The organism is Pseudonocardia lutea (assembly GCF_042658055.1).
In the GTDB taxonomy this organism is placed as follows: domain Bacteria; phylum Actinomycetota; class Actinomycetes; order Mycobacteriales; family Pseudonocardiaceae; genus Pseudonocardia; species Pseudonocardia lutea.
In genome coordinates this window covers 1-16,472 of sequence record NZ_JBHSQK010000052.1, presented here as the reverse complement: position 1 = coordinate 16,472, position 16,472 = coordinate 1, and the positions used below count along the sequence as shown (strand labels likewise).

Below are 16,472 nucleotides of genomic sequence, written 5' to 3'. Positions count from 1 at the left end.
GAGCTCGGGCCGGCATCGTCAGGGAGCAGAGTCGGACCACGCGATCGCCGGCCACAGGACGGCCACGACCTCCTCGGCGAGTCCACCCCGGCGGTGCTCACCACGGAGGAAGGCCGAGTAGTACGCGCCGAAGCACAAGGTGGCGACGGTGTGTCGATCCAGGTCCCGGCGCACCTCACCGCGGTCCTGGAGCCCCGCGAGGACCTGCTCGACCAGCCGGACCCGGGGTTCCACGGCGCGCTCCTTGAGGTGGTCGAGCAGCTCAGGGGTGCGGAGGGCCTCTCCCATGAAGTTGCCCATGAGGACCATCGCGTCCGGATTGAAGTAGGAGGGGTCGACGCGCCGGACGGCCTCGGTGAAGGCCTCCCTCGCGGGCATGTCCTCGAAGGGGGCCGGGGGGTAGGAGTCCTGTTGGCGGCGGAAGCCCCAGTCGAGGGCGTCGATGGTCAGCTCGAGCTTGTTGGCCCAGCGCCGGTAGATCGTCGGGCGCGAGACGCCCGCATCGGCCGCGATGTCGCCCAACGACATCGCCGAGTAGCCGTCGAGCACCAGTCTCCGCCGCGTCGCCTTGATGATCGATTCGTCGAGTGCGGGATCGCGGGGCCGGCCGCCCCGCGACGCGCCGGATCGCGCCTGCTCGGAGGCGTCGACCCGGACACCCGATACATCGCTCATGGATCCCATTCTTCCTCGCGGCCGGGCCGGGGCCGAACGTCCTGCCACGGACCGTCCTCCGCTCGCGTGCTCGGCGCGACGACCGGCGGAGTTAAGTTACAAGTCTTGCATGTAACCTAACATCGCCCTATGGTTCCCGAGCAGAGCAGGCGGCTCACGGAGCACAAGGAGGAGCCGAGATGGGATACACGGCCGAGGACCTGATCGAGCGCAGCATCCCGTTCGTGAAGCAGGTCAAGAACCGCACCGCCGGCACATCGCTGGAGGCCTGGCTCAACGAGCATCACGGGCCGGGCACCCCCGTCTACGACGATCTCGCCGCGATGGTCGAGGAGGGCGTGCGGACCGGGTGGGCCGCCGACATCGAGGTGGAGGGCCGCCGGTACCGGCGCAGCAGGATCGCCGAACCGCAGGAACGGCTCGAATGGTTCAGCATCACCGCGGTCTACATGGACAGCGAGGAGGTCTTCCGCGGGCAGTACCACCAGCATCCTTACGGGGAGCTGAACATGGTCGTACCGCTGGTCCCCGGGGCGCTCCTGCGGGGCCCGAACGGCTGGTGCGGAGCCGGGTGGACGGCTCCGGCCCCGGGGAGCCACCACTACCCGGAATCGAAGGGCGGCCCGGTGATCGCGCTGTTCTTCCTGCCGGCCGGGCGGATCTCCTACGACATCGTGCCGCCCGTCGAGCGGCATCAGGTCCCGGCGCTGTGAGCAGGGGCTCTCCGGATCCGGTCGGGCCGGTCGCCGGATCCGTCGCCGCGTCCTCGGTCGCTGTGGAGATCTCCACCGACGACCGATGGGGAGCGGGAGTGCCCGGCAACTCGATGTCCGTCGCGGACGCAGTCGCCACACGGCGAAGTGTGCGCGCCTACCTGAGCCGCCCGGTACCGCGCCGCGAGGTCGAGGAGATCCTCGCGCTGGCGTCCCGGACGGCGAGCAACTCCAACACCCAGCCCTGGCACGTCCATGTCGTGACCGGGCGAACCAAGCGCAGGCTGGCCGAGTCCATCTGCCGGGCCCTCGACGCCGGGGGCGGGGTCGCACCGGAGTACCCCTACCAGCCCGGCGAGTGGTGCGAGCCGTTGCGCGGGCGCCGCAGGAGCTTCGGCGACCGCCTCTACCGCAGCGTCCTCGGCGTCGCCCCCGACGATCACGGGGGCAGGCTCGCCCACCACCGCCGCAACTACGACTTCTTCGGGGCACCCGTCGGGCTGATCCTCACGACCGCCCGGCGCGCCCTGGCCGGCGGTCTCCTCGACGCCGGTGCCTTCCTCCAGGCGATCATGCTGCTCGCCCGCGAACGCGGGCTGGACTCCTGCCCGCAGGCGTCGTTCCTCGACTTCCACCCGATCCTCCGCCGCCAGCTGCGGATACCCGATCACCAGATCGTCGTCTGCGGGCTCGCCCTGGGCTTCGCCGACCGGACCCACCGCCTCGACCGGCTCCGGACCGAACGTGAGCCGTTCGACTCCTTCACGACCTTCCACGACTGATCGTCGAACGGCAGGCGCACCTGCCGGGACTCCGTCCTACGCACCATCCCGCAGGCAGCCCACCGGTCAGCCGTGCCACCGGCCGGCCCGAGGTCCTGCCAGTACAGAAGGACCTGCTCGTGTCACCCGTTGACTCCTCACCTCCGATCGACCTGGAAGACCTGATCGACAACCGCACGGTCGGGCGGTTCCACGCCCTGGTCCTGGCGCTGACGGGGTCGGTGATGTTCCTCGACGGCCTCGACACCCAGGCCGTCAGCTACATCGCCCCGGTCCGGCACGGGAGTGGGGTCTGCCGGTCGCTGCGCTCGGCCCGATGTTCTCCGCGTCGATCCTCGGACCGATGATCGGTTACCTGCTGTTGTCCCCGCTGGCCACCAGGCTGGGCCACCGCTCGCTCGTGCTGCTCTCGAGCGCATTGTTCGGCGTGGCCACCGTGCTCTCTGCGCTCGCGGCCGGCGAGCTCCACCTGGTCCTGCTCCGTCTGGTCACCGGAGTCGGTCTCGGCGGTGCCACCCCCAGCGCGGTGGCGCTGGTGAGCGAGTTCGCTCCCCGGCGGCGCCGCTCCACCTGTGTCATGGGTATCTACTGCTGCTACGCGTTCGGCTTCGTCGTGGCCAGCCTCGTGTCCGGGCCGGTCATCCGCGACGTCGGCTGGCGAGGCCTGTTCGTGCTCTGCGGGGTCCTTCCGCTGGTCCTGCTGGTCGCCCTGGTCCTGCTGCTCCCGGACTCGCCGGGTCGGCTGCTCCGGAACCAGAAGACTGCGGTGAGGGGCCGGCAGGTGCTGCAACGGCTCGCACCCGGCACCGACGTCAGCCGGATCGCCCGGCAGGCCTCCGCGCCGCGTCGGACCCGCAGCCCGCTCGCTCCGTGCTGCAGGATCCGGTCCGCCGCGCCTGGCTGCCACGAACGCTGCTCCTCCGGCTTGCCTTCGTGATCAACCTCGGGGTCTTCTACGCGGCCCAGAGCTGGCTACCGACCATCGCCCAGCAGAACGGCGCCACCGCCGGCACCGCCGCGACGGCCACCGCGGCCATGATGGTCGGAGGCATTCTCGCCGCCGGTCTGATCGGGCCCGCCATGGACCGCCGAGGTCCCTTCGCCGTCCTCACGGTCGTCTACCTCGTCGCGGCGGTCTTCCTCCTCGGCATGGGGTTGTCGTTCTCGGGGCCGCCCGTCGCGCTGCTCGGCGCCGCCTTCCTCGCCGGTACCTGCGTCGTGGGCGGGCAGATGAGCGTGATCGCCCTGGCGACCGTGCTGTACCCCACCACGATCCGCCCGACCGGCGTCGGCTGGGCCCTCGGCGTCGGCCGGGTCGGCGGCATCGTCGCTCCCCTGATCGTCGGCTACGCCCTCGGCAGCGGTGGCGATGTGGAGACGGTGTTCGCGATCATGGGCTCGGCCATGCTCCTGGCGAGCATCGCGGTACTCCTGCTGGCGCGGTCGAACCGTCGTGCCGGTTTCTCCGGCTCGCCCCGTGCCGGCGTGGACCCGGGCGGAGTCTGGTCCGTGGAGGCGGCCTGATGCACTCGACACCGACCGGCCCTGCCGCCCCGATCCGGCGGCGCACATCCCCGCGACACGGGCCGCCGCCCAGGCCGACCAGCGGGAATCGACGCGGGCGGACCCGCATGTCGTTCACCTCGGCGAGTACGTGGTCCGTTGTCCGTCCGTGCTCCCACGAGCGGGACGGAGTGCGACCGCGACGCGCGGAGGGGACGGCTCCGGTGAGCCCCGGCACGACCCCGACGCCCGACGACCGGGACACCGTCCGGCGTCTCGTCCACGTCTGCGCCTTCATGCTCGACCAGGGTGACTCGCTGCTCGGCGCTGTCGGCGAGGAGCGGCTGGACTGGCAGGAAGTCGACCCGGAACAGCGCGTCCTCCGCGTCACCGAGCCGGGGCCCACCTTCTACGCGGACCTCCCGACAGGGCTCGCCGCCGTCTAATCCGGACGCCTGACGACGCAGACCGTCGCGTCCTTCGCCCAGCCCCTCTCCGGGGCGGCGTGGAAGACGATCGACAGCACCTACCTGGTCTGCAACCAGGACCGGGCGATCCCGCCCGCCTTCCAGCGGATCATGGCGGAACGCGCGACACACCGGCGCGAGATCGACAGCAGTCACACCCCGATGACCTCCAGACCCCCAGGTCGCCGTGCGAGGACTGTGGGTGAGGGCGGCTGGTGCCCGAGCTGGGTCAGCATGCCCAGGTCGTCGCGCACCGCGGTGTCCTCGGCATGCAGGCCGTCGCGGCGCCGCCGGCTGTGTCCGGCGCACGGAGAACTCCCGGCCGGTGGGTCGGCACGTGCCCCTCGCGGGCCGACCCACCACCGGAGCTGGGCGTTCCTGACGTTCTCTCCGCCGGATCGACGATCTGCTGCGGACGGCCGACCTCGCTCGACGGGCAGACCGTCAGGATGTGTGTGTGCTGGGACTGGAGATGGCGGTCGTCCTCGGTGTCGCCCTGGTCGTGTGCGGGGCGCTGGCGCGTCGCTACCCGATCGCACCGGCGATCCTGCTGGTGCTCGTGGGTGTGCTCCTGGGTTTCGCGCCGCACCTGCGCGAGGCGCAGCTGCCGCCGGAGGTCGTGCTGCTGGTGTTCCTGCCGGTGCTGCTGTACTGGGAGAGCCTGACCACCTCGCTGCGGGAGATCCGCAGCAACCTGCGCGTGGTGGTCCTGTCCAGCACGGTGCTGGTCTTCGCCACCGCCGCGGCGGTGGCGGCCGTGGCCCATGCGATCGGCCTGGCGTGGGGGCCGGCGTGGGTGCTCGGTGCCGCGCTCGCGCCGACGGATGCGACCGCGGTCGGGGTCCTGGCCCGGAGGCTGCCGCGTCGGACCGTGACCGTGCTGCGCGCGGAGAGCCTGGTCAACGACGGCACCGCGTTGGTGATCTACGGTCTCGCGGTCGGGGTCACCGTCGGCGAGGAGTACCTGACGCCGCTGCACGTGAGCGGGCTGCTGGTGCTGGCCTACGGCGGGGGCGTGCTCGCCGGCGCGGTGACGGGGCTGGTGAGCTGGCAGCTGCGGCGTCGGATGGACGATCCGATGCTGGAGAACATCGCGATGCTGGTGACGCCGTTCGCGGCGTTCCTGCTGGCCGAGTCGGTCCACGCCTCCGGGGTGTTGGCGGTCGTCGTGTGCGGGCTGTTCCTCAGCCAGGTGACCCCGCGGATCACCGGCGCGGCCACCAGGCAGACCTCGGTCCCGTTCTGGACGGTCTCGACGACGGTGCTCAGCAGCGCGCTGTTCGTGCTCGTCGGTCTGCAGGCCCACACCGCGGTCCGTGGTCTGTCCAGCGTGTCGCCGCTTCGCGCGCTGGTCGACGTCCTGCTGGTCACCGCGGTGGTGATCGGGGTGCGCTGGGCGTGGGTCTACACCACCCCGTACATCATCCGCGCGCTCGACCGGCGGCCTGCGCAGCGGCTGCGCCGGATCGGGGCCCGGCAGCGCTCGGTCAGCGCCGTGGCCGGGTTCCGTGGTGCGGTCTCGCTCGCCGCGGTGCTCGCCGTGCCGCAGACCCTCGACTCCGGTGCGCCCTTCCCCGACCGCGACCTGATCGTCGTGATCACCTCCGGAGTGATCGTGTTGACCTTGCTGCAGGCGCTGCTGCTGCCGCGTGTGGTGCGGTTCGCCCGGCTGCCGGCCGACAACTCCGTGGCGGAGGAACGGCAGTACGCCGAGGTCTTCACCACCGACGCGGCGATCGACTCGATCGACGCCACCGCGGCCGAGCTGGGCACGGACGAGCGCGTGGTCGCGCGGGTGCGCACCGAGATCGAGAAGCGGCGCAAGGTGCTGGCGGCCGACGGCGCCGAGGACGACCCGGTGCTGCGGCACGACGACCAGTACGCCAGCCTCTGGCTCGCACTCATCGCCCGCAAGCGCGAGGCGCTGCTCGAGCTGCGCGACGAGCAGCGGATCGACGACATCGTGCTGCGCCAGGTCCAGGCCCGGCTGGACATCGAAGAGGTCCGGTTCTCCCGAGCCGACCCCGTCGACTGAGGCCCACCGAAAGACCGGCCGAAGTGGGCAGATGCACTGCCGTCGTGTGGTGGATGCCTGTCGACTTTCCCGTGCGCTAACCCCTTCCTGTCCGTGCGCGTACCGGGCGTCGCCTAGCGTCGGATGTGGAATGCCAGGGGGCCTGGGAGGACGGCGTGAGGGAACGGGCGGCGGTCGTGGTGGTGCCGCATGTTCCGGATGTGGAGGCAGCGGCGCCGCCGCCGGGTCCTTTCGCGCGGTTCGTCCGACGGGCACCGCTGACCGTGCTCCTGGTGGTCGTGATCTGGGTACTCGGTGCTCTCACGGGCAGCGTCGTGCATGGCCCGTCCCCGGCACTCGCCGCGACGGTGGGAGCGGGTCTGGGGCCGATCCGGGCCGGTGCCTGGTGGGGTTTGGCGACGTCGGCGTTGTGGTGCCGCGGACCGGCGTCCTACGTCCTGTCGACCACCTTGATCATCGCTCTCCTGCCCGTGGCGGAGCGCCGCCTCGGAAGTCTGCGGGCCGGGGGGCTCACGCTGGCGCTGCAGGTGGTCGGCTCGCTGATCGGGCTGGCATGGGTGTGGCTGCTGGACCGCTATCTGGACGGCCGGTGGGCCGACGAGCTGGCGGAGTCGGTCGCGGTGGGGCCGGGTACGGCGGTGGTGGGGGTGGCGCTGGCGGCGAGCGCGTGCCTGGCCGCGCTCTGGCGCCGTCGTCTGCGGTTGGTGCTGGTCATCGCCCTGGTGATGCTGGCGCTCTACTCCGGGTTGATCGGCGACCTGTTGCGGTTGAGCACCGGCCTGCTGGGACTGGCCGTCGGCGCCGTGCTCTTCGGCAGAGTCCGCCGGCACGAGGCCCGAGTCGCCCGACCATCGCGACCGGAGCGGCGCGTCCTCGTCGCGCTCGTGGTCGCGGCGTCGGCGTTGGGGCCTCTGATCGCGGCGTGGGCCCAGTCCCGGGTCGGCCCACTGTCGGTGCTGCGCTTCGTGTTCGCCCCGCCCGCACCGGATGCGACCACGATCCAACAGACCTGCGCGGGCGCCGTCGATCCACGGGACGTCCGGGAATGCGCGGAGCTGCAGGCCCGGCTGCGGTTCTCCGGGCTCGGACCGGCCCTGCTGTCGATCATGCCGGTGGTGCTCCTGCTGGTCGCGGCCGAGGGCCTGCGTCGGGGACGCCGCGCGGCGTGGGGCCTGGCCGTCGGGCTGAACGTCGGGCTCGCCGCGCTCGCAGTGGTGCTGATGTCGAACCACGCCCAGCAGCGGATCGTGCTCGGGGCGGGCACCCATCCACGGGCCTGGATCTCGATCGCCCTACCGCTCGTGCAACCGCTCCTCGTCGTGGTCCTGCTGGTGCTCACCCGCGCGCGGTTCGACGTTCGGGCGCCGCTGGGCACCTATCGGGCCTGGACCCGCTCGGTGCTGGGGACGCTCGTGCTGGCGGCAGGGATCTACATGGGAGTGGGTCTGGTGCTGCGCGGAGAGTTCACCCCGGCGCCCGGGCTCGCCGACCTGCTCGGGGACCTGCCGCTGCGGTTCGTCCCGCCCGGGTACCTCGTCGGCGTGGCGCCCCGGTTCCTGCCCGCCGACTGGGCCGCCACGGCGCTCTACGAGTGGGTCGGGCCCGCGGTGTGGCTCGTGCTCGCGGCTGCGGCGCTACGGACCTTCCTGCACAGCCGCCCGGACGTCGCCGAGTCCGATCTCGCCCGGGTTCGTGCGCTCGTCGGGGAGGGGGCGGGTGGCTCGCTGCAGTACATGGCGACCTGGCCGGGCCACGCCTACTGGTTCACCCCCGACGGCACCGCGGCCGTGGCATACCGGGTGATCGGCGGGGTGGCGGTGACGACCGGCGGGCCCGTCGGGCGACCGGAGAAGGTGCCCGAGGCGGTCGCCGGCTTCGCGGGGCACTGCCGGGAGCAGGGGTGGACACCCTGCTTCTACAGCGTCGATGCCGAGGTCGAAGCGGTTGCGCGGGGCTTGGGCTGGAGCACGGTGCCGGTGGCCGAGGAGACCGTGTTGCCCCTGCGCGACCTGGCCTTCACGGGGCGGAGGTGGCAGGACGTGCGCACCGCGCTGAACCGGGCGGCCAGGGCGGGGATCGTCGCAGAGTGGACGACCTTCCACGGCGCGCCGGTCGCGATCACCGACCAGGTCCGGGCGATCAGTGAGGAGTGGGTTGCCGACAAGGGGCTGCCCGAGATGGGCTTCACGCTCGGCGGCCTCGACGAGCTCGCCGACGACGAGGTGCGGTTGCTCGTGGCCGTCGACGCAGACAGCTCGGTGCACGGTGTGACGAGCTGGCTGCCGGTCCGGCGCCAGGGCGAGATCGTCGGGTGGACCCTCGACTTCATGCGTCGCCGTTCCGACGACCGGGCGTTCCGCGGTGTCATGGAGTTCTTGATCGCCTCCGCTGCGACCAGCCTGAAGGAGGAGGGCGCGGAATACCTGTCGCTGTCCGGTGCCCCGCTCGCCCGCCTCGACCGCGGCGAGCCCGTCGCCGGGCTGCAGAAGCTCCTCGATGCGATCGGCGAGCGGCTGGAACCCGTCTACGGTTTCCGCTCGCTGCTGGCGTTCAAGGCGAAGTTCCAGCCCGACTACCGCCCGCTGCACCTCGCCTATCCCGACGCCGCCGCACTCCCGGCGATCGGCAATGCGATCGGCCGGGCCTACCTGCCCGATCTGCGCGCCACCCAGGTCGCGGCCCTCGCGCGGGCCGTCCTGGCCCGCTGAGCAGCGCTCACGTGCCCAGACAGAGCCACTTGTGCGGCACCGGCACCACCGGCGCCATTCGTCCGCGCCGGGGCCGGGTACAGCAGGGCGACCGTGCGGTCGCGGTTCATGAGGGTGGGGGTGCGGGGAGGAGGACTGCGAGGCGGCCGGCGAGCCAGGGAAGTGCCTTCTCCAGCGCCTGGGTCGCGAGGGTCCAGCTGTGGCCGGCGGGAAGCTCGACGAGCGCGATCGTGGCTCCGGCGGCCCGGGCCGCCGTGGTGACCTGCTCGGCCTGCGGGCGGTAGGTGTCGTCGTCCCGACCCACGACCAGCGTTCCGTGCAGGTCCGGATAGGCGCGGCGGCGTAGCTCGGACAGCGGGGCGACCTCGTCGAAGGCGTTCTCGTCGCCGCCGAACGCCGCGGCGACCGTCGACGCCCGGTCCCCGAGGGTGGGTTCGGCCTGCCCGGAGACGTCGAGGAAGGTCGGGAACGTCTCGGGGTGCCGGAGGGCGAGCTGCAGGGCGCAGGTCCCGCCGAAGGAGAACCCGCCGACGGCCATCGGCTCCGGGACGACCTGAAGGGTCGCCGCGACCCAGGCCGGGACGTCGCGGGCGAGATAGGTCTCCGCCGCGCCGAGCTGCGAGTTCAGGCACATCGTGTTGGCGAGGTCGGACCCGGTGGCGTCGGGCACGACCACGACCGGGGCGAGTCCCTGGTGCGCGGCGGCGAACGAGTCCATCGCGTCGGCCAGCCGGCCGGCCAGCAGCCAGTCCTCCGGACCTCCCGGCTGTCCGGCGATCAGTTCCAGCACGGGCAGCCGCGGCCGCGGCGAGGTCAGGTAGGCGGGCGGCAGGTAGACCCAGGCGGCCCGGGCGGCGAAGCCCGACACCGTGCCCGGCACCGCGACCTCGCTGATCTTCCCCCGGTGCGGCATGTCCGCAGGAGGTGTCCAGGACGCGGAGACGGGGCGGTCCCGTGGCGCGGGAAGGAGCGGGGCGGCCGGGACGTCGGCCAGGTCGATCTGGTTGCTGAAGGGGCGACCGAGTGCGGCGCCCAGCGTCGGCCGGTAGCCGTAGACCGCGTTCACCTTGATCGCTCCGGTCGCCAGCACCAGGAGGGCCGCGACCACGGCGACGACGCCCTGCCACCACCCGCGCCGGATCGTGTGGCCCGCCAGGACGAACGCCGCCACGACCACACCGATCCACAGCAGGACCCGCGGCGGCAGCGGATCGGGGAAGGGTCGGAACACGGCCACGGCCAGCAGGACGATGCCGACCGCCGCCACCCCTGCCACAGCGGCGAGCGGCACGGTGCGTAGCCACCAGCGCCTGGTCCGACCGACCAGGAGCACCACCCCCGCGAGCATGCCGAGCACGGTGACGGTCGTCGGCAGCGCTCCGGCGATCAGCGGGGCATCCAGCAGGCGAGGAAGATCCATCGGGGAGCGCTACCGGCCGATGCCCGGGTGGCCGAGCGAGTAGCGGCCGGGTTGGGGCCACACGGACAGCCCGTGCGGGCCGTTGCCGACGTCGATCGTGCGGATGGGGCTGACGTCGGTAGTGGAGAGGACGTTGACGGCCCGGTCGGAGCGGCCCGACAGCCACAGCTGGGACCCGTCGGCGGAGACGTCGCCCCTGTCCGGGCTGCTCCCGCCCGGGATCCTCCACTTCGTGCTCGACACGCCCGTGTAGGCGTCGAGCACGCCGACCGAGCCCGCCGGGGGCAGGACCACGGCCGCCCACAGCACCGCGCGCCGGCGCAACGCGGCGTCGTCGAGGCGCTCAGAACTCGTTGCTCGACGCCCGGCAGGCGCCCGGTCGTTCGCCGCCCGGTGGGCATCGGCTCGCACGGCACGACCGTAGGGTGCGGGCGGCAAGACGCCGGTTAACCGCTCCGGAGCGGGCGAGGAGCGGGCTCGCCCGGGCGGAGGAGAAGGGTGAAGGTCGTGGGAGACGCCGGGGTGAGGACGAGCCGCCCGCCCTCGGCTTCGGCGAGACTGCGCGCAAGGGCGAGTCCGATGCCGTGTCCGTCGGCGCGGCGTGCGCGGCGGTCGAACAGCCCGGGCGACCTACCGGGCAGGATCTCGCCTTCGTCGGCGACGTCGACACCGGGGACGCCGGCGGGGTCGCGGGCCCGGACGGTGATCCGGCTGCGGCGACGAGCACGCCGCCGGCTTCCCAACGGCGGTGCCGTAGCCACAGCACGAGCGCGACCAGCGCGGCAAGTACCGCCATGCCCGCGGTACCGCCGACCGTGGTCACGGCCATCGCCACTGCGGTCGCCGCAGGCGAGCGGTGAGCGACCAGCCAGTGGAGAAACGGGGTGTCGAGGGCGGCGACACCGGTCGGATCGGCGACCGCGTCCACCACCGTCGCCTGTAGCGTGAACAGCCCCGCGGCCACGCCTGTCCCGATCAGCGTCGCCGGGGACAGCCGCTTCACGCGTGGCAGGCTCCCGCTGCTGACAGACCGGCGGCGAGCAGCCACAAGGCCACCAACACCACGCCCAGCCACTGCTCGGTGTCTGCCCATTTCATCGGTACTCCCGCCTCCGGGCGTCAACCGTCTCCTTGCCCCGTGCGCACGCCGAAGCCACGGCCGAGAACGCCAGCACCACCGTGACGTCAGGACCCGTTGTCACTGCGAACCCCCAGCGGAGAGCTGGGTGCGGGCGATATGTCCGCCAGTCCTGTCACGGCGAAGAAGTCCCGCTGGTCGGGCACCAGGTAGCGGGAGCGAGTTCCGGGCATCGACGGCAGCAGCGGCACGCCTCCGACCCCGGCATCGACGCCGCGGGGGTAACTGAACAGATCGACCATCGCGCTGTGCACGTCCAGCTGCATGCCGCGGATCGCGCCGGCGTCGCGAAGGGCCTGGGCGAGCGTGTGGAGGCTCATCCTGTCCCCGCCGACGTAGAGCAGGTCACCGCTGGCATCGACGCCGACACCCGACCGCCATGTGTACTGCGGCTGGCTGCCGTCGGCGCCCCAGCTACCAGCAAGATCGGTGTCGAGTTCCCACACCAACGCGCGCGTTCCCGCGCCCAGCAGTCGTCCCGGCTGCCACTGGCCCTCACCCGGGAGAGGCGCGAATCCCGGCAGGGGCGCAAGCGGTGCAGGAGCGCTGACCCCCGCCGGCAGTGCTGCGCGGGGCTGGGTCGAGGGCAGGTCCGCCGGACCCGGTGCGGCACCCGACGGGGTGAGAAGCTGGAAGCACACGTTCTCGAGCAGGTCGACGAGCGGGCCCCGCCGTGGTCACGGATCCACTCGACAGTCCGTGCAGCGAAGGCGGAGGACCCGGGCGCCGACGGAACGCGGCCGTACGGGAGTCCCACCAGGGCGGTGGCCGCCATCATCAGAACGACGACGAGTCCTACCGACCGTCGTGGAGACACCGACCTGGAGGCGGCCTCGGGTCCGCTCGCCTGCTGTGCGCGCCTCGGCAGGCCCGAGCTCAGGTGGCGATGATGTCGGGAGGGGAGGCCATCGTCGCTCCCGGGCGCCATGGTCCCACGCGAGGAACTCCCGAGTGCACAGTCGGCCAGTCGACGGTTGGCGACAGGTAATCCGAGCTGCCGCCGGATGAATCGGATGCCGCGGGGAGACCACGGCCTGATCGACCTCGGCGGTGAGGCGGCAGTTCCGCTCGTTCACCGGGCCGGCCCCCGCGCTCCGGAGACCGGCGAGACCGACCGCAAGGGCCAGCACCTGTCCAGGGTCGGCCCCCGCTGCTGCTCTGTCGAATGCCGCAACCCTCCGACCTGGTGCCCCCGGCAGGATTCGAACCTGCGACCCAGAGATTAGAAGGCTCTTGCTCTGTCCAGCTGAGCTACGAGGGCGCGGGGCCCGGAGGCCGCCGCCGACGAGGGTAACGGCTCCGGTGCCGGGGGCTACCCGGCGCCGCCCGACCGTGCGACGCCGGGCGGCCCGATCGACCGGTTCCCCGACGTCACCCGTCCGTTTCGCGGTGTCCGCCCTCACGCGTCGGGGGTGCGAGATCCATACTGAGCGCATGGCACTGGGACTGCGCTCCGCGATCGGCTCGGACGTCGGCCGCCGGCGCACCGCGAACGAGGACTCCGGCGCGGCCGGGGATCGGCTGCTCGTCGTCGCCGACGGCATGGGCGGACACGCGCACGGGGAGCTCGCGAGTGCGCTCACGGTGGCGGCGATGCTGGAGCTGGACGAGCGCCTGCCCCAGGACCTCTCGCAGGTGGATCTGCTCGGCGAGCTCGCCTCCGCCGTCGACGAGGCGTCGGAGCGGCTGGCCGAGCACGCGCGCAAGGAGCCGGACACGCAGGGGATGGGCACCACCGTCGTCGCCCTGGTGTTCGACGGGAGCCGGCTCGCCCTCGCGCACGTCGGCGACTCCCGGATCTACCGCTGCCGCGCGGGTGAGCTGCACCAGCTCACCCGCGACCACACCATGGTCCAGCAGCTCGTCGACGAGGGACAGATCACGCCGGAGGAGGCCCTCGTCCACCCCCGTCGCTCCGTCCTCATGCGCGCGCTCAGCACCGAGCACCCGGTCGAGGCCGACCTCGAGGTCCTCGAGCCGCAGGCGGGGGACCGGTACCTCCTCTGCTCGGACGGGGTCACCGCGGTGCTGCCGGACAAGGCGATCGAGGACCTGATGGCCGCGCCGACCGGGCCCGAGGTCGTCGTCGAGCAGCTGATCACGCTGGCCAACCAGGGCGGGGGACCGGACAACATCACCTGCATCGTGGCCGACGTCGTCGACGTCGTCGACGCCGCCGAGGCCCCGGCACAGGGGGTGCGGGTCGTGGGCGCGGCGTCCGATTTGCGCTGAGCCACCGCATCGACGACCGGGAGAGCCTTCGGCGAGGCCCGCGTCCCCGGCGACACGCACCGTGCCGCCCAGGTCCGATCCGATCGTCATCCGGTGGCCCGCTCGCGGCAGGGCGGCGCCGACCCGCTCGGCCAGCCCCGGGATCTCGGTCACGAGGGGCAGTCCGGCAGCGGGGTACGACGGAAACCGTCGTCGTGCGGGCATAGCCTGGTCGCATGGCGCAGACGACCGCCGACCCCACCCCGACGACGCCGATCCGCCGGCCGCCCTCGGGCGTCGGCGGCCTGGTGGGGCTCGGCATGGCCGTGGCGGTGCTCGTCGCGGCGGGGCTCACCGCCCTCACTGGATCCCGGCCCGTCGAGAACCTGGGGCTGCCGGACCCGGGCACGCTCACCACGATCGGGCTGCCCGCCTTCCGGGCGGCGGCCGAGGTGTGCGCGGTGCTCGCGATCGGGTTCCTGCTCCTGGCGGCCTTCTTCGTGGCCCCCCAGCGGAGCGGCTACCTCGACGTGGCCGGGTACCGCGCGGTGCGCGCTGCGTCCTACGCGGCCGCCGGATGGGCCGTCTGCGCCCTGCTGCTGGTCCCGCTGAGCGCGGCCGACGCGTTGGGCAGACCGGTGGTCGACGTGCTCGATCCGGGCCTGCTCATCTCGGTCATCCCCAAGCTCGCGGACGCGATGTCATGGCTGTTGACTGCGATCGTCGCGTTGCTGTTGCTGGTCGCCTGCCGGCTCGTCCTCTCCTGGGGTTGGACGGTGGTGGCCTTCGGGCTCGCCCTGCTCGGCCCGCTGCCGGTGGCCCTCACCGGGCACTCCGCGGCGGGCGGCTCGCACGACGTCGCGACGAACAGCCTCGTCCTGCACGTCCTGGCCGCAGCGCTGTGGGTCGGTGGGCTGGTGGCGGTGCTGTCCCTCGCGGCGGCCCGCGCGGAGGGAGACGCGGTCACGCTGGGCGTCGCGGTACGCCGCTTCTCCCGGGTGGCGTTCTGGTGCTGGCTGGTGCTCGCGGCCACGGGGGTGCTCAACGCCCTGGTCCGGCTCTCGCCCGCGGACCTGTTCGGGTCCACCTACGGCACCCTCCTGCTCGGGAAGACGCTCGCGCTGCTGGCGCTCGGTGGGCTCGGTCTCCTCCACCGCAGACACACCGTGGAGGCGGCCGGGCGCGGCGAACGCGCGGCGCTCCTGCGGCTCGGCGGCGTCGAGGTGCTCCTGATGCTGGCCACCATCGGGCTCGCGGTGGCACTGGGGCGGAGCGCGCCGCCGACGGCGGACGCCGCTCCACCGTCGCGGACCGAGGTCGTGCTCGGCTACGACCTCGCCGGCCCGCCGACCCTGGCCCGCCTCGCCTTCGACTGGCGGTTCGATCTGTTCTTCGGCACGGCCGCCGTGATCATGGCCGTGCTCTACCTCCTGGGCGTGCGGCGGCTACGGGTCCGGGGGGACCGGTGGGGCACCGGGCGGACGGCGGCCTGGCTCTGCGGCTGTGCGGTACTCCTCCTCGCGACGAGCTCCGGGCTCGGCAGGTATGCGCCGGCGATGTTCAGCGTGCACATGGGCACGCACATGATGCTGTCGATGCTCACGCCGATCCTGCTCGTGCTGGGAGCACCCGTCACGTTGATGCTGCGGGCACTGCCGGTCGCGGGCCGGGGCAACCCGCCGGGGCCGCGGGAGTGGTTGCTCGCCGCCGTGCACTCGCCGGTCGCGAGGTTCGTGACCCACCCGCTGTTCTCGCTGCCCGTCTTCGTCGGCTCGTACTACGCGCTCTACTTCTCGAACCTGTTCGCGTGGGCGCTCGACGAGCACTGGGCGCACGTCGCCATGAACCTGCACTTCCTGCTCGCCGGCCTGATCTTCTTCTGGCCCGTGATCGGCGTCGACCCCTCGCCGCGCCGGCTACCGCCGGTCGCGCGGCTGGCGATCGTGTTCATCTCCGTGCCCTTCCACGCCTTCTTCGGCGTGGCGTTGATGGGCGCGGACACGGTGATCGGCGAGGCCTTCTACCGGTCGCTGGCCCTGCCGTGGGTCACCGATCCGCTGGTGGACCAGAAGCTGGGGGGCGGTCTCGCCTGGGCCTCCGGTGAGGTCCCGCTCCTCCTGGTCATCGTCGCGCTGCTCATCCAGTGGTCGCGGCACGACGAGCGGTCGGCCCGCCGCGATGATCGCCGGGCCGACGCGGACGGGGACGCAGAGCTCAAGGCCTACAACGCGATGTTGCACCGCTTGGCTCGTGGCGGGGCGCCGTCGGGCGCGTCCGAGAAATTTCCGGACGAGCAGAAGGACGATGCGCCGCACGACGAACGACGGTCGGAGAGCCCGTCCGCAGGCCACCCGCCGGCCGAAGCGTCGGGCATCGGCGCAGGTGAGCAGCGCCGGGCCGCGCCGCCGACGGGCTGACCGTTCGTCGCACGCCGCCTCGGGGTCGATCTCGGCCAGGGACGGCGTTTGCGCAGGTCAACACGCAGATGGGGGGCCGATTTGACCACCCCCGGAGGTCCTGGTGTAACTTTCTCCTCGTCGCCGCGGCGAGCGGAAGGACGGATCGGGCCGGGTCTCCGGGCCGGGTCGGGCTCGCCAGAGGGAGACAGCCTCCGCGGAAGCGATACCTCCGGGTAGCGTGGCAGGGGCGCGTCGGACGGACGTTGGGGCTTGCCTCGGCGGCACGGACGACCTAACATATGAGAGTTGCCTCCGATCCGATCGGATCTGGTAGGCTCTCGAACAGAGCGACAACGCCCCGGACGATCCCGCAAGGGTTCCCGATGGTGTGCGGGTGTCTTTTGAGAACTCAACAGTGTGT

General features: G+C 72.5%; 14 protein-coding genes and 1 tRNA gene. 10 read left to right on the top strand and 5 right to left on the bottom strand.

Translation table 11 applies throughout. The features are described from left to right. Positions 1-18: 18 nt before the first annotated feature. Positions 19-675, bottom strand: a complete 657-nt coding sequence (locus ACFQH9_RS20270) for a TetR/AcrR family transcriptional regulator (protein WP_379567768.1) — start codon at positions 673-675, stop codon at positions 19-21. A 179-nt stretch (positions 676-854) separates the two neighbouring features. Between ACFQH9_RS20270 and ACFQH9_RS20265 the strand changes: the two genes are divergently transcribed. The 8 genes from ACFQH9_RS20265 (at position 855) to ACFQH9_RS20230 (ending at position 8,883) form a co-directional block, all read left to right on the top strand. Further along, positions 855-1,388: a 4-hydroxylaminobenzoate lyase gene (locus ACFQH9_RS20265; protein ID WP_379567766.1), complete on the top strand. Its 534-nt coding sequence runs from the start codon at positions 855-857 to the stop codon at positions 1,386-1,388. A 113-nt stretch (positions 1,389-1,501) separates the two neighbouring features. Continuing rightward, positions 1,502-2,170: a nitroreductase gene (locus ACFQH9_RS20260; protein ID WP_379568038.1), complete on the top strand. Its 669-nt coding sequence runs from the start codon at positions 1,502-1,504 to the stop codon at positions 2,168-2,170. A 119-nt stretch (positions 2,171-2,289) separates the two neighbouring features. Continuing rightward, entirely contained in the window at positions 2,290-2,517 is a 228-nt protein-coding gene (locus ACFQH9_RS20255; protein ID WP_379567764.1) for a hypothetical protein, read from the top strand. Further along, a complete protein-coding gene (locus tag ACFQH9_RS20250) occupies positions 2,487-3,107 on the top strand; it encodes an MFS transporter (protein WP_379567762.1) in 621 nt (206 codons plus the stop codon). Before ACFQH9_RS20255 ends, ACFQH9_RS20250 begins: the two co-directional genes overlap by 31 nt. Next, positions 3,041-3,694, top strand: a complete 654-nt coding sequence (locus ACFQH9_RS20245; protein ID WP_379567760.1) for an MFS transporter — start codon at positions 3,041-3,043, stop codon at positions 3,692-3,694. The genes ACFQH9_RS20250 and ACFQH9_RS20245 overlap by 67 nt, the downstream gene beginning before the upstream one ends. Positions 3,695-3,897: 203 nt before the next feature. Continuing rightward, on the top strand, positions 3,898-4,119 hold the full coding sequence (locus tag ACFQH9_RS20240; RefSeq protein ID WP_379567758.1) for a hypothetical protein: 222 nt from the start codon (positions 3,898-3,900) through the stop codon (positions 4,117-4,119). 478 nt (positions 4,120-4,597) lie between these two features. After that, positions 4,598-6,175 carry a Na+/H+ antiporter gene (locus ACFQH9_RS20235; protein WP_379567756.1) on the top strand — a complete coding sequence of 526 codons (1,578 nt, stop codon included), beginning with the start codon at positions 4,598-4,600 and terminating at the stop codon, positions 6,173-6,175. Between the two features lie 449 nt (positions 6,176-6,624). Continuing rightward, positions 6,625-8,883 carry a bifunctional lysylphosphatidylglycerol flippase/synthetase MprF gene (locus ACFQH9_RS20230; protein WP_379567754.1) on the top strand — a complete coding sequence of 753 codons (2,259 nt, stop codon included), beginning with the start codon at positions 6,625-6,627 and terminating at the stop codon, positions 8,881-8,883. A gap of 106 nt (positions 8,884-8,989) precedes the next feature. On the opposite strand, the gene ACFQH9_RS20225 is transcribed toward ACFQH9_RS20230, so the two are convergent. From ACFQH9_RS20225 to ACFQH9_RS20210, 4 genes are all read right to left on the bottom strand, one after another. Further along, positions 8,990-10,303: an alpha/beta hydrolase gene (locus tag ACFQH9_RS20225; protein ID WP_379567752.1), complete on the bottom strand. Its 1,314-nt coding sequence runs from the start codon at positions 10,301-10,303 to the stop codon at positions 8,990-8,992. A gap of 9 nt (positions 10,304-10,312) precedes the next feature. Further along, entirely contained in the window at positions 10,313-10,714 is a 402-nt protein-coding gene (locus ACFQH9_RS20220; RefSeq protein ID WP_379567750.1) for a YncE family protein, read from the bottom strand. Positions 10,715-11,488: 774 nt separating this feature from the next. Beyond that, positions 11,489-11,887: a hypothetical protein gene (locus tag ACFQH9_RS20215; RefSeq protein WP_379567748.1), complete on the bottom strand. Its 399-nt coding sequence runs from the start codon at positions 11,885-11,887 to the stop codon at positions 11,489-11,491. Positions 11,888-12,625: 738 nt separating this feature from the next. Next, positions 12,626-12,702, bottom strand: a tRNA-Arg gene (locus ACFQH9_RS20210). 173 nt (positions 12,703-12,875) lie between these two features. Here ACFQH9_RS20210 and ACFQH9_RS20205 point away from each other — a divergent pair. Together ACFQH9_RS20205 and ACFQH9_RS20200 are read left to right on the top strand one after the other, a co-directional pair. Further along, positions 12,876-13,673: a PP2C family protein-serine/threonine phosphatase gene (locus ACFQH9_RS20205; RefSeq protein WP_379567746.1), complete on the top strand. Its 798-nt coding sequence runs from the start codon at positions 12,876-12,878 to the stop codon at positions 13,671-13,673. 215 nt (positions 13,674-13,888) lie between these two features. After that, complete coding sequence (locus ACFQH9_RS20200; RefSeq protein WP_379567744.1) at positions 13,889-16,069, top strand: bifunctional copper resistance protein CopD/cytochrome c oxidase assembly protein; 2,181 nt, start codon at positions 13,889-13,891, stop codon at positions 16,067-16,069. Positions 16,070-16,472: the final 403 nt, after the last annotated feature.

Bases quoted from the DNA above. Each gene is read 5' to 3' on its own strand.
- ACFQH9_RS20225 (WP_379567752.1), bottom strand. From the start codon at position 10,303: ATGGATCTTCCTCGCCTGCTGGATGCCCCGCTGATCGCCGGAGCGCTG.
- ACFQH9_RS20250 (WP_379567762.1), top strand. From the start codon at position 2,487: ATGTTCTCCGCGTCGATCCTCGGACCGATGATCGGTTACCTGCTGTTG.
- ACFQH9_RS20260 (WP_379568038.1), top strand. From the start codon at position 1,502: ATGTCCGTCGCGGACGCAGTCGCCACACGGCGAAGTGTGCGCGCCTAC.
- ACFQH9_RS20270 (WP_379567768.1), bottom strand. From the start codon at position 675: ATGAGCGATGTATCGGGTGTCCGGGTCGACGCCTCCGAGCAGGCGCGA.
- ACFQH9_RS20265 (WP_379567766.1), top strand. From the start codon at position 855: ATGGGATACACGGCCGAGGACCTGATCGAGCGCAGCATCCCGTTCGTG.
- ACFQH9_RS20200 (WP_379567744.1), top strand. From the start codon at position 13,889: ATGGCGCAGACGACCGCCGACCCCACCCCGACGACGCCGATCCGCCGG.
- ACFQH9_RS20205 (WP_379567746.1), top strand. From the start codon at position 12,876: ATGGCACTGGGACTGCGCTCCGCGATCGGCTCGGACGTCGGCCGCCGG.